General features: G+C 70.5%; 16 protein-coding genes. 7 read left to right on the top strand and 9 right to left on the bottom strand.

Annotated elements, in window-relative coordinates; genetic code table 11:
• Nucleotides 1–273 precede the first annotated feature (273 nt).
• From AB0H81_RS40290 to AB0H81_RS40270, 5 genes are all read right to left on the bottom strand, one after another.
• Nucleotides 274–1086 carry a class I SAM-dependent methyltransferase gene (locus tag AB0H81_RS40290; RefSeq protein ID WP_358386334.1) on the bottom strand — a complete coding sequence of 271 codons (813 nt, stop codon included), beginning with the start codon at nt 1084–1086 and terminating at the stop codon, nt 274–276.
• Nucleotides 1087–1095: 9 nt separating this feature from the next.
• Nucleotides 1096–1551 (bottom strand): transcriptional regulator, encoded by a 456-nt coding sequence (locus tag AB0H81_RS40285; protein ID WP_219520053.1) that lies wholly within the window; start codon nt 1549–1551, stop codon nt 1096–1098.
• 33 nt (nt 1552–1584) lie between these two features.
• Nucleotides 1585–2514, bottom strand: coding sequence for an alpha/beta fold hydrolase (locus AB0H81_RS40280; protein WP_358386332.1), 930 nt, complete (start codon nt 2512–2514; stop codon nt 1585–1587).
• A 249-nt stretch (nt 2515–2763) separates the two neighbouring features.
• Nucleotides 2764–3237, bottom strand: a complete 474-nt coding sequence (locus tag AB0H81_RS40275; RefSeq protein ID WP_358386329.1) for a hypothetical protein — start codon at nt 3235–3237, stop codon at nt 2764–2766.
• Nucleotides 3238–3780: 543 nt separating this feature from the next.
• Entirely contained in the window at nt 3781–4371 is a 591-nt protein-coding gene (locus tag AB0H81_RS40270) for an XRE family transcriptional regulator (protein ID WP_358386326.1), read from the bottom strand.
• An 86-nt stretch (nt 4372–4457) separates the two neighbouring features.
• Here AB0H81_RS40270 and AB0H81_RS40265 point away from each other — a divergent pair, with 86 nt between their 5' ends.
• Together AB0H81_RS40265 and AB0H81_RS40260 are read left to right on the top strand one after the other, a co-directional pair.
• Complete coding sequence (locus AB0H81_RS40265) at nt 4458–5084, top strand: class I SAM-dependent methyltransferase (protein ID WP_358386323.1); 627 nt, start codon at nt 4458–4460, stop codon at nt 5082–5084.
• Nucleotides 5085–5141: 57 nt separating this feature from the next.
• A complete protein-coding gene (locus tag AB0H81_RS40260; protein WP_358386321.1) occupies nt 5142–5642 on the top strand; it encodes a DinB family protein in 501 nt (166 codons plus the stop codon).
• A gap of 21 nt (nt 5643–5663) precedes the next feature.
• On the opposite strand, the gene AB0H81_RS40255 is transcribed toward AB0H81_RS40260, so the two are convergent.
• A complete protein-coding gene (locus AB0H81_RS40255) occupies nt 5664–6311 on the bottom strand; it encodes a TetR/AcrR family transcriptional regulator (protein WP_358386318.1) in 648 nt (215 codons plus the stop codon).
• A 139-nt stretch (nt 6312–6450) separates the two neighbouring features.
• Here AB0H81_RS40255 and AB0H81_RS40250 point away from each other — a divergent pair, with 139 nt between their 5' ends.
• From AB0H81_RS40250 to AB0H81_RS40240, 3 genes are all read left to right on the top strand, one after another.
• Nucleotides 6451–6813 (top strand): hypothetical protein, encoded by a 363-nt coding sequence (locus tag AB0H81_RS40250; protein ID WP_358386315.1) that lies wholly within the window; start codon nt 6451–6453, stop codon nt 6811–6813.
• Between the two features lie 19 nt (nt 6814–6832).
• Nucleotides 6833–7144: a hypothetical protein gene (locus AB0H81_RS40245; protein ID WP_358386312.1), complete on the top strand. Its 312-nt coding sequence runs from the start codon at nt 6833–6835 to the stop codon at nt 7142–7144.
• Between the two features lie 293 nt (nt 7145–7437).
• Complete coding sequence (locus AB0H81_RS40240; RefSeq protein ID WP_358386310.1) at nt 7438–7977, top strand: DUF1062 domain-containing protein; 540 nt, start codon at nt 7438–7440, stop codon at nt 7975–7977.
• On the opposite strand, the gene AB0H81_RS40235 is transcribed toward AB0H81_RS40240, so the two are convergent.
• Nucleotides 7948–8478: a hypothetical protein gene (locus AB0H81_RS40235; RefSeq protein WP_358386308.1), complete on the bottom strand. Its 531-nt coding sequence runs from the start codon at nt 8476–8478 to the stop codon at nt 7948–7950. The two genes, AB0H81_RS40240 and AB0H81_RS40235, sit on opposite strands and share 30 nt — an antisense overlap.
• A 212-nt stretch (nt 8479–8690) precedes the next feature.
• On the opposite strand from AB0H81_RS40235, the gene AB0H81_RS40230 reads away from it, so the two are divergent.
• Nucleotides 8691–9059 carry a hypothetical protein gene (locus tag AB0H81_RS40230; RefSeq protein ID WP_358386306.1) on the top strand — a complete coding sequence of 123 codons (369 nt, stop codon included), beginning with the start codon at nt 8691–8693 and terminating at the stop codon, nt 9057–9059.
• A gap of 26 nt (nt 9060–9085) precedes the next feature.
• Here AB0H81_RS40230 and AB0H81_RS40225 read toward each other — a convergent pair whose 3' ends face one another.
• Nucleotides 9086–9661, bottom strand: a complete 576-nt coding sequence (locus AB0H81_RS40225; RefSeq protein WP_358386304.1) for a DoxX family protein — start codon at nt 9659–9661, stop codon at nt 9086–9088.
• Between the two features lie 203 nt (nt 9662–9864).
• Nucleotides 9865–10707 carry a LysR family transcriptional regulator gene (locus tag AB0H81_RS40220; RefSeq protein ID WP_358386302.1) on the bottom strand — a complete coding sequence of 281 codons (843 nt, stop codon included), beginning with the start codon at nt 10705–10707 and terminating at the stop codon, nt 9865–9867.
• A 72-nt stretch (nt 10708–10779) separates the two neighbouring features.
• Here AB0H81_RS40220 and AB0H81_RS40215 point away from each other — a divergent pair.
• On the top strand, nt 10780–12019 hold a 1240-nt coding region (locus AB0H81_RS40215), incomplete at its 3' end, for an MFS transporter (RefSeq protein WP_358386300.1).

The raw sequence follows: 12019 nt of genomic DNA, 5'->3' as shown, positions 1-12019 counted from the left end.
AGGCCCGCGCCGAGGGCCTGGAGTTGGGGGGTGAGAACGGGCTGCTGGGCCGCCTGACCAAGCTCGTGCTGGAGTCGGCACGACACGATCCGGCCCTCGGAGTGTGGGGGAACGGAAACGTGCGCTAAGGCTCGTTCGCCCGGCTCGCTGATAGTGCGCGATCTTCGTTGAGCGGGCGCACTCGCGTTGATTTCCGTGCCGCCGCCTCAGCCGCCTTCGGCGGCACGTCCACAAGCTGAAGGACGATGTCTGTCGCGACTGCCGCCGGCGGGGTCAGAACCGGTAGCGGAGAATGCGTGCCCCTTGCCGTGACAAGGCCGTGCTGCGGGCGGTGAGACGGGTCAGCGCGCGTAGGGGTTGCGGGAACCGGGCTATTTCCGGAGCGCGGGTGAGGATCTGCTCCTCGATCAGTTCGAGGCCGGCGTCCCAGGACTCGGGTTCGCGTGGGTCGTCGAAGCCCTGGGCGGCTTTGATGCCGAGTGCCTTGATGGTCGGGTGGTACTTCATGGCCCAGGCGGCGAAGCAGGTGTAGCCGTTGAGCGCGAGCTCGCCCGAAGGGAAATGGCCGGCCAGCGCGCGGGTCATCGCCTGGAAGGAGTCGCCGGGCATGAAGGGGAGCAACCCCTCGGCGACGATCATCGCCGGCCGGTCACCGGGGATGGCGGTGAGCCAGTCGGAGCTGGTGAGGTCGGCTCCGACCAGGTGGGAACGGCCGGGCAGACATTCGGCCCGCAGGTGCACCACTTCCGGGAAGTCGATGTCGTACCAGTCGACGCCGGGTGGGGGATCGCAGCGGAACATCCTGGTGTCCAGGCCGGAGCCCAGGTCGAGCACCACACATCCGGGATGAGCGGCGATGAAGGCGCGGACGACGTCGTCGAGCTTCTTGGCGCGCAGTGCCGTGGTGAGGACGAGGTTGGGCTTGACCTTGAGCTTGCCGAAGTCGTAATCGATGGTGGCGGCCAGGTCGGCGGAGAGCGTGTCGCCGAGGATCGGGCTGGGCTGCCCGGCGTCCAGGGCTCTGGCGTGGAGAGTGAGCAGCAGCGTTTCCTGGATCAGCCCGAGCTTGGGTTGCCAGCGGTGCATGGGGGTTCCTTAACGGCGTAGCGGATGACGGGCCGCGAGGTTCTGCAGCCACGTCAGAGAGTCGTGGGCGGCTTTGATGCGCTCGGTGCGGTGTCCCTCGCCGCCCGCGATGTCGAGCCCTTCGTCGGCGATCTCGCCGAACGCGCTCAGGCTTTCGAGCTTGCGCTGGATGACCTTCTGCCAGGCGTCGTCTTCAATGCGGTAGTAGGAGACGCGATCGCCGGGCCTTCTCACCTTCTTGACCAGGCCGATGGCCGTGAGGAAGCGCATGTTCGAGGTGAGTGAGGCCCGGCTGGCCTGGATCACGTCCGCGATCTGGCCGGCGGACTGCTCGGCCGGATCGCAGATCATGAGCCAGCCGAGAATGCGTCCGGTAATGGGCGGCAGCCCCCACTCCTCGACGCAGAAGGCGGCCACCCGCTCCACCCAGCGGAGCAGCCGGTCCTGCTGTTCCTCAGTGCTCATGGTCGCGTCCTCCATTGGTGATCGTGTGCCGGTTCACTGTGTCATGGCGGCCACCGACTCGTAGGTGGGTGTCGGGGTGATGTCCGCGAGCCGGGTCCTGCGCAGGTAGAGGTCGAACCAGCCGATCGCGAGCGCCATCGCCTCTTCCAGGCCCGGGCCGGTGTAGAGGCCGAGCACGTCGTAGGGCAGCACCGCGAGCCGCTTGGGCTCGCCCGCCTTGGCGAAGGCGCTCTGCGCCTCTTCGAGCACGTGGTACGGGTCCCACCCGCCGTTGGCGATCATCAGCAGCGGTGTCGGCGCGAGCCGGTGGATGAGGTTCTCCGGGGCGAAGGTGAGCAGGTGCTCGGCCGAGTCGAGGGTCTTCTCGTTGCGGTAGGCCGGAAACAGGCGGGTCGACATGTCCGGCGTGTCCTTCACGCTGTCGCCCTCCAGCGCCAGGTGCGGCACGCGAGCGCTCTGCCCGCCTTCGTAGCGCCGCTGCCAGTCCTGCTGCAGTCGGTCGCGCAGCGCGTGGACACCGGCGCGGCCCAGGAGGCGTTCCAGGTACCGCCATCCGTTCCACACACTCGGACTCTGCACCACGACGCACTTGATGCGCCGATCGAGCACGGCGGCCTGGGCCGCCACCGAGCCGCCGATGCTCACCCCCCACACCCCGATCCGCTCCGGCTGCACTTCGGGGCGGGTCTGCAGGTAGGACACGGCGCTGCGGAAGTCCTCCACCTGCCGCTCCGGGTAGTCCAGGCCGCGCGGCTCGCCCTCGCTGGAACCGACCGTGCGGTAGTCGATGGCCAGCACCGCGAAGCCGGCCTTCACGAAGTGCGGCGCGAAGAACGCCAGCGCCTCTTTGACCATCACCCCGCTGTGGCCGAGCACCAGCCCGGGGACCGGGTCGCTCGTCTCGGGCAGGTAGAGATCCCCCGCGCAGCGGGTGCCGAGGCTGTTGAAGGTCACATGTTCCATGGCTCGCTCCCTACAAGCTAGCTAGTAATTTCAAACATGACTGAAATAGCTAGCAATGTCAATCTGGAAGGCTGTATCTGCGGAAGAGGGTTGCGCGCCGCTGGTCACCTCGGCACATGGGCGGCATCCACCAGTGACAGGGAATGAGCAGAGCGGCCCTGACTCACCGCGAGATGGAGGGGTCTCGCGTGCGGCGTCACAGTGCGCGGTCCCTTCCAGTAGGGCAGCCTGAGCGCGAACCTGGGGCCGTCAATCGAAGATCTCGGTGACCCAGACCTTGATCCGCCGCGGATGGCTGTCGACGACGAGGTACACGGCGAGCACCACGGCGTACGACGAAACCGCGCCGATCCAGGCCGGGACGCGCGGCCGCCCGGCCCGCTGCTGCGGCAAGCCCTGTGCGCCGCGGACCGGCTCCAGGTCGAGATCCGTGACCTTGTCGACCACGAGGGACTGGGTCCCGCGCGGCTTCTTCGGGATCGGAGCGACGCCGCGCCAGTGGGTGCGGTCGTCGTCCAGGTAGCTGGGGAGCCCGGCACCCACATCGAGGTAGCCGCCGCCGCCATCGCGGACCTGCCCCACCTGCGCCGCGACGACTTCGTCGAACTGCGCAGGGACCGCGGCCAGGACTTCCGGTACGTCCGCAAGCCCGGCCTGTACCTGGGCGGCTACTTCGGCACCCGCGCCTCCCGCGCCCGTACCGGCCTGACGTTCCCGTGGCACCCCGACGCCGGCACGATCATCTGCGGGCTCAACGACAACGACTACGCCTGCTGGTCCACCGTCTTCCCCGGCCGGGCGCCCGACTCCAACGGGTCGCTGCCCGCCGTCTACTTCCGCGGCGCCCCCGGCGGCCGTGAGTGGACCGGCGGCCGGGCCCCCGCCGCCCTCGGCATCCGCTCCGGCAACGCGAACGTCACCACGGACGTCCTGATCACCCGCCGGACGATCCGGCGCACGGTCACGGCGAACGCCGCCCCCCACCGAGCAGATCCCCCTCGTCCTCCATCCCACGGACGTCCTCACCTTCACCGACGGCACCCGGGCCGCGTTCGGAGGCACGACCACCGCCACCGCCGACGGCCTCGACCTCCGCCGGGGCCGCATCACGATCCGCCTCCGCTGGGGCACCCCCCCTGCAGGCGACCCTGGCGGCCGGCGGCGTGCGCTACTTCCGCGACGGCGCCCGCCGCTTCCACGCCCTCCGCGTCCCTCGCCAGGGAACGTTCGGCCTCACGGTCATCGGATGACGCGGCCGGCCGGGAGCTAGGCCGGCCGGCGAGGGTCGGTGCGTACGTGCGAACGCACCCCTTGCAGGCCGAACAGGATGAGCAGCTCAACCACGCCGCCATCGGCGCTGCCCAGCCAGTGCGGCAAGGACGTGTCGAACTCGGCTGCCTCACCGGGCGGCAACGTCAGGTCGCGCTCGCCGATCACGAGCCGCAGGCGGCCGGTGAGCACGTAGAGCCATTCGAAGCCCTCGTGCGTCTGCGGGGCCGGTTCGAGCGGTTCCGGCCGGGCGGGGATGATCATCTTGAACGCGTGCACCCCGCCCGGTCGCCGGGACAGCGGCACGAAGATCATTCCGAACCGCTTGATCGGCTTGAGGTGGATCCGGGGGTCGCCGGTGCGCGGCGCGCCGACGAGGTCGTCCAGCGGAACGTCGTAGGTGCGAGCCAGCGGCAGGAGCAACTCCAACGTCGCCCGGCGCTGCCCGCTCTCCAGCCGGGACAGGGTGCTCTCCGAGACGCCGGTCGTCGCCGCGAGGTCGGCGAGGGTGATGCCGCGCTCACGGCGCAGCGCGCGAAGCCGCGGCCCCACCGCGTCGAGGATGTCGTCGTCCGTCTTGCGATCCACGCGGCCATCTTGCCAGAACGGCAAGATTTCGTGCCAAGTCGCGGCGCGCCTGGCAAGACTGGGCGCAGCCCGACAGAGGAGTCTTGATGAACACCACCGATGCGGTCGCGTTCTGGGACGGCGTCCACGCGGCCCGGCGGGCGGCCGCCGACCCGCGGCCCAATGCCCGCCTCACCGAGACGGTCACGAGCCTGCCGCCCGGCGACGCGTTGGACCTCGGATGCGGCGACGGCGGTGACGCGCTGTGGCTCGCCCGCCAGGGGTGGCACGTCACCGCCGCCGACGTCTCGGCCGTGGCGGTCGAGCGGCTCGCCGCCCTCGCCCGCTCACACGGCCTCGGCGGCCGGGTCGTCGCCGTACGTCACGACCTGCGCGGGTCCTTCCCGCAGGGCGGCCACGACCTGATCAGCGCCCACTACCTGCACACCCCCTTCGACCTGGACAGGGCAACCGTCCTGCGCTCCGCCGCGCACGCGCTGCGCCCGGGCGGGCGGCTGCTGGTCGTGGACCACGGCTCGGCCGCGCCGTGGTCGTGGAACCAGGATCCCGATGTCCGGTACCCGAGCCCGCGCGAGGTCGCCGCCGGCATCGATCTGGACCCGGCGACATGGACGGTCGAGCGGGCCGACGCGCCCCGCCGGATCGCGACCGGACCGGGCGGGTGCACCGCCGAGGTCATCGACCACGTCCTGCTCATCCGCCGCACCGCCTGACACGGCGGCCGGCGCCGCTCCCGACGCCGCTCCCATCGACGCGGAAAGGAAACCCCTGTGCCCAGGGCCACGCGCCGCGACCGCCGCGGCGACACCCCGCCACCCCGGACCGGAGGCAACGAGGCCGACACCCTGCGCGGATTCCTCGACTACCTCCGTACCTCGATCGCCGAGAAGGTCGACGGCGCCCCCGAACCGCAGGTGCGAACGGCCGCGGTGCCGTCGGGCACGAACCTGCTCGGCCTGCTCAACCACCTGATCTTCGTCGAACGCTCGATGTTCCTCGGGGACGACGTCACCGACTGGCAGGCGACGTTCCAGGCCGCGCCGGCGGACAGCGTGGCCGACGTCGTGGCCCGCTACCGGGAGACGGTCGAACGCGCGAACGACGTGCTCGACGGGTGCGCCGATCTCGCCGCGCCGGTCCCTCGGCCGCGGCCGGGACGCCCCGCTCCCAGCGTCCGCTGGGCGCTCACCCACATGATCGAGGAGACCGGCCGTCACGCGGGCCACGCGGACATCCTCCGCGAACTGATCGACGGCGCGACCGGCCGCTGATTCGGCCGTCACGTGGTGCTCTCAGCGCGCCAGCAGGTCGTCCAGTTCGGCTGCGAAGAGCCGGGCGGGGTCGAGTCCCATCCCGGTGAAGTGGCCGGCGAGTTCCAGGGACAGGACGCCGTGGATCCGGGTCCAGAAGCTCAGGGCCCGATGCAGGGCCGCGGGTGGGGCGGGGTGGTCGCCGGCCCACTCCCGGTGGTCTTCCAGGTGCGTGCCGAACGGTGTGGCGGGGCTGTCCGATGTCAGCGCCGTGCAGGCGTCGAGCAGGATCGCCATGATCTCGGAGGAGATGGCCGTGGTGTCGTCGGGTGCGTGGTACCCGGGGACGGGCGTGCCGTAGATGAGGAAGTACCGCTGGGGGTCTTCCAGGGCCCAGGCGCGTAGGGCTTGCGCCAGCCCGGCCAGGTCCTCGCCCGCGCCGGCGGTCGAGTGGAGGGTGTCGGCGAGGCTGCGGTAGGCGTCGGTGATGAGCTCGGTGATCAGTTCGTCGCGGCCGGCGTAGTAGCGGTAGAGCGCGGGGCCGCTCATGCCCATCTGCTTGGCGATCGCGTTGAGCGACAGCGCGGACGCGCCCGCCGTGGCGATCTGTTCCCACGCGCGTTCCTTGATCTCCGTGCGCACCTGGGTGCGGTAACGCTCACGTGGAGTCTCCGTGCCTGCCCTCGCCACTGACCTGCCACCTTCCCCTACCCGAGCTACACCGTGGAGATTTAGTTAGAAGCTATCACGAACTCTGTTGACTCCCGCGTGGCTGTCTCGTTATAACTACTAACGAACGAATGATGCTGTAACAAGCGAAGGGAACGTCATGACGACCACGTCCACCTCACCTGCCCGCACCAGCCGGCGCACCCCGCCGGCGGTGACCGTGTCCTCCTGGGCGGTCCCCGTCATGGTGATCGGCCAGTTCGCCCTGGTGGCGGCCGTCCCGGTCGTGATCGCCCTGGTCGGCGCTCTCCGCCAGGACGGCGACCGAGCGGTTCGCCGGGCGGCGGCGCTTCTCACCGTCACCTACGCGATCCCGCTCGTGATCTGGCTGACGCGATCCGACGGCGCGCCGAGCCTCTCCAAGGACATGCACCCGGCGTTCGCCGGGCTGATCGTCGCCGCGTCCGCCGCACTCATCCTGACCATCCACCTCGCCCGCCGACGGCGCCTTCCGGCGCGGTGACCCGCCCAGGCCCGCCAACGTGCCCCTCGCGACCGAGATCCTCGCCCAGGGCCTCGACGCATGGCTGCGCAACCTGAAGACCACCGCCGAAGCCCGCACCCCCTCACAGGAGCCTGGCGGCGACGACGGCGTCGGTGCCGTCCGGGCTTTCCGGACGGGACGCAGCGTGACCGGGGAGCGGCTGACGGAGAAGGTCGAGCGACGCCTCCTGGCCTACGAAGACGCGTTCAATGCGTCGATGCGCAACTATCGCGCGCGCATCGAGCTGCACCAGGGTATGGCGGAGGGGCTGGCCCGCTACGCCGAAGAACGCGCGCCGCGTGGAACCTGACGACGCCCTGAAGAGGTGCCGAGACGCCACGCTTCCCCTTCGCCGCCCGAAGTGACGAGGTGCGCGTTGCGCAGCGAGACTGACGGCGGCCGCGAAAACGGGTGGATCCTTGCATGGTGGTCGTCTAGCTTGGGCGCTCACACCCCTACGTGAGGACTTCGCGCGCATGACGCCGCCTGCTCTTCAGACCTGACACCTTCCCCTGCGCATCGGTAGCCGACGACGCCGTCGGCTCTGTTTTCCATGCCTTCCGTCAGGTCTTCAGAGAGATCATGTCTTCACATCCTCATATCGTGCTGCCCTGGGCCGTACGGCGCACCCGCCTGCCTCTGCTCGCCCTGCGCTGCGTGGCCTGCCAGGCCGGTCACGCCACCACCGGCGACGGCAAGTTCCGCGTCAACGCCAACGGCAAACTTCTCGACGTCTGGCTCCTGGTCAACTGCGTCGCCTGCGGCCGGACCGGCAAGCTCACCGTCCACGATCGCGTCCCCGTCCGCTCGCTGCCGGCCGACCTGCTGGCCGGTTACTCGGCCAACGCGCCTTCCCTCGTCGTGGACACCCTTCTCGACCCGTTGATCGCCCGGCGCAACCGGTTCGCGCTCGATTGGGACGGGTGCTGGGAACTCCACGCACCTCCCGTCCCCGAGGGGCCGTGGCCCCTCCAGATCACGGTCACCTTCGACGATCCCGTTCCCGTCCGTCCCGAACGGCTCATCGCCGAGGGTCTGGGCATCAGCCGTAACGAGATCGCTCGCAGGGTCAAGATCGATATCCCGCTGAACCGCAGGACGACATCGGACTTCTCATTCGTCCTGGTGTGGTCGGTTCAGTAGGCCCGGGTGCTCTGCGCCAAGGCAGGACACGGCTGTGCCGTGTCCTGCCTTGGCCGGGTCGCTTCCAGGCCGCTCACGGCCCGTCGGGGTTGCGGTGTTCCGGTCGTAGGCCGGTGCGCTCCAGCCGCAGCGTGCAGGCGCGCTCGAAGCGCGCGTCGATCGACGTCCATCGTTCGGCCGCCTCCGCCAACGCGTCGCGATCGCCGTGCAGGATCCCGCGGTACGGGCCAGGCAGGCGGCCGCCCAGTCGTTCTCCTCGGCGTACGGCATCGCGGCGGTGCCCCGTTCGGCGGCGCCGGACAAGCCGGCGACGACCGCCGGCTCGGCGCCGGCGGCGCGCGCGTAGGCCTCGTACCAGCGCACGGTGAAGGGGGCGAAAGCGCGCTCGACCAGCGTGGCCGCCTGGCAGTGATCGCGCGTGTGGATGGCGACCCTGGCGTCGACGATGGCGGCGAAGGCGGCCAGGACCGGTGAGGAGGCCGCGTCCTCCGTCTGGGCCATCTCCAGCGCGCGCGAGCGCCACAGGTCGAACTCCCGCTGCCTGCCAGCCCATGGGACAGGGCCACGGCCGAGACCGCGGTCGGGATCCAGGCGCTGCGCGGGCGGCCCGCCTGATGCCAGGCCTCCCACAGGGCAGGCGCCTGCTGGAACACCTCCGGGAAACGACCGGTCAACGCGAGCGGCCTGATGGTCTTCGAGATGACCAAGGAGAGGTGCTCGCCGATGGGATCGCGGCAGATCCGCTGCACGGCGCGGATCCGGCCGGCGCGCAGCTGGAGGCATTCATACGGGCGAACATCGCCTTCATCGCCGCCCATCCCGAGCACGTGCGCGCGGTACAACAGATCGCCTACAACCACGGGCCCGTCGGCGGGCAGGAGCAGGACGCCGCGATCGGCAGGCTGGTCACTCTGTTCGCGGACGGGCGTACGGGCGCGTTCAGGGCGTTCGGCAACGAGCTGATGAGCGTCGCCCTTCGGTCGGCCATCGACGCGATGGCCGACCGTCTCCTCCGCGGCCACGACCCGGACCGCTGCGCGGACGAGCTCGTCCAGATCTTCGACAGGGCCACGCGTCGGTAGACGGTGTGGCGGGCGGAACGGAGTGATCAGAAGGTCACGTTGGTCATCGTGTACCAGGTCGGAGCGAAGACCAGCAGGGCCAGTGCGCCGAGGACCGCGGACGACTTGAGCACGTGTGAGGTGGTGATGGTCGCGGGAGCGATGGGCCGCAGCTTCCACCGGCCGGCCGCGATGAACGCCGAGACGCCTCCCAGCAGGAGGTTCGCGGGCACCAACGCGTATTCGCCGCGCATGACGTGGAAACCGGCCGCGAGGATCATCGTCAGCGTCAGGCCGGCGGCGGCGAGCGGCGTCAGCTTCGGCTTGACTCGTGTCATCGCCGGCAGGATCAGGCCGATGCCGCCGAGCACCTCACAGACGCCGATGAAGACGATCAGGGGCTGCGGGACCGCGGCGTACCAAGCCACGGCCCGGGGCGCGGCCGCATACAGAGCTTCGTCGTACAACAGCACCTTGCCGAAACCGCTGCCGGCGAAGAAGAAGCCGAACAGCACTTGAAGCGGCCAGAGTGCGCCGTTGAGCGTGAATCTCCATGCGTGTCCCTTGGGGCGCTGCTCGATGTTCTCGACGCCGAGGGGGTTCTCGCTGACGTTCCGGTTCATGTCCTGTCACTTCCTGTCTTGTCGGTTCGGTCCTTCGCCGGCACGTGGTGATCGGTACGTGCTGACGGGGCTTATCCGACCATCGCGACGGGTCGCGCGCACCGTCCGTGGGACACGGTGGGACACGCGAGACACGGTCCACCTGCGAGAACACGAATGTGTACCGTGACCCCGGGCTGGGACGCCGGGGTCGGCCGTGAAACTCAGATCATGCGTCGCAGCGCTGTCTCCACGGCATCGATCAGCGGATCACCTTCGGTCCGTGGGTGTCGTGCGAGACCGAGCTCGACGTCCGGCAGGGTGGGCAGGGCGTCCGGGTCGTGGCAGGCCATGACCGGTTCGAGGTTCGCGGGCATGAGTGCCGCGACGCCGAGCCCGGCCCGTAGCGCGGCGAGCACACCGGCCAGGCTGTTGCTCTCGAACGCCACCCGCCAGGGCCGATCGGTACGTTCGAGCGTTTCCAGCAGTGACGTACGCCAGGCGCACGTGTTCGAGAACAGCACCACCGGCAGCGGGTCGGCGGCCACGTCCACACCATGGCCGATCGCCCAGACCAGCGGGCGGCGTACCGTCCAGCGCGGCCGGCCGGGAAGGTGGGGCACCTCGTCGAGCACGAGGTGGACGCGGCCCGCGTCGTAGGCCTCCCGCATCGCGGCGTCGGAGAGGCTGAGCACCTCCAGCGTCGCGCCGGGGTGCAGCCGGGCGAGGTCGGCGAGGGCCTGCGGAAGCTGGGATGCGGCGAGGTCCTCGAGCAACCCGACGCCGCAGTGGCCGGTGAGCGCGCGCCCGGTTTCGGTGAGTGCCTGTGCGGACAGCGAGAGAATGCGTTCGGCGTACGGCAGAAGCTCCTCACCCGCCCGGGTCGGCGAGACGCCGGAGGGCGACCGGTGAAGCAGCGGACGGCCGACCACGCTTTCGAGCTTGCGCAGCTGCTGGCTGAGCGCGGGCTGGGTCTGTCCGAGCGCGGTCGCGGCACGGCTGATGCTGCCCGCCCGCACGGCCGTGACGAACGACCGCAGCAACGCGGTCTCAAGATCTCTGGCCATAAGAATTCATTATGGCAGCTCCAACAAATCGACCACTTCCTATGGCGTGGCGGATGTCTTAGCGTCACGCGGGTGACCGGATACCGACAGGTCCTCGCCGTGCCGGGGCTGGCATCGCTGCTGGGCGTTTCGCTGCTCGCCCGCGCCGCGATCACGGCTGACGCGATGGCGCTGACGATGTATGTCGTGCTGGGCCTGGACATGAGCTACACGGCAGCGGGTGGTGTCGCGGCGGCTCTGACCGCCGGGTTGGCGCTGGGCGGGCCGCTGCTCGGCCGCATGATCGACTGGCGGGGCCTGCGTACCGTGGTGCTGCTGACTGTCGGGGCGCAGGTCGCGTTCTGGCTGAGCGTGCCGATCCTGCCGTACGGGATCCTGCTGGGCGCCGCCTTCGCGGCCGGTCTGCTGATGGTGCCGGCCCAGTCGGTGACCAGGCAGGCGATCGCCGCGATGACGACGGCGGGACAGCGCCGGGCCGCGTTCGCGCTGGAATCGGTGCAGGGCGAGCTGTCGTACATCGTGGGCCCGGCGGTAGTGATCCTTTGTGCGGCGAAGACGTCCCCCGGTGTGGTGGCGTGGGGGGTGGGCGCCGCGATCGCGGCAGGCGGAGCCGGGATCGCCTTGCTCAACCCGCCGCTGCGTGCCGAGGACGAGACGGACGCCGGAGCGGCCGGACGGCCCCCGCGCCGGGAGTGGCTGGGCGCCGGCATGATCGCCGTACTGACGATGGCGTTCGGCGTCGCGACGCTGCTCAGCGGCGTCGACCTCGCCATCGTCGCCACACTCGAACAAGCAGGTCAGGTGTCCTGGGCCGCTCTGGTCGTAGCCGTGTTCGGCGTGGCCTCCGTCGCCGGCGGGCTGATCTATGGGGCGCTGCCCCGGCCGCTGCCCACGTGGCTGCTGCTCGGCCTGCTCGGGCTGGTGACGATTCCCGCCGGGCTCGTCCACGACTGGCCCTGGTTGTGCGTGGCCGTCGTCGGCGCCGGGCTCCTCACCGCGCCGACCCTCTCCACGGTGGCCGACGCGGTGAGCCGGCTCGCGCCGGCCGGCGTCCGGGGCGAGGCGACAGGTCTGCAGTCCTCGGCGCAGAGCGCGGGGTTCGCGCTCGGATCCCCGATCGTCGGGGTGGCGATCGACGTCTCCCTGCCGGCGGGCGGGTTCGCGGCGGCCGGGCTGGCCGGCCTCGCCGCCGCGCTGACCGGATGGTTGCTGTCCCGCCGCCCACCCGCCCGAACGCGGCCTTCGCCCAGCGATCTCGGCCGCGCCGGGGGAGCGGACCTTGAGCCGCGCGGGGCGGGCGCCCGGCCTGGCG

This window comes from Nonomuraea sp. NPDC050691 (assembly GCF_040654455.1).
In the GTDB taxonomy this organism is placed as follows: Bacteria; Actinomycetota; Actinomycetes; order Streptosporangiales; family Streptosporangiaceae; genus Nonomuraea.
The sequence above is the reverse complement of the archived record's forward strand: the minus strand, read 5'-3'. Positions and strand labels throughout refer to the sequence as shown.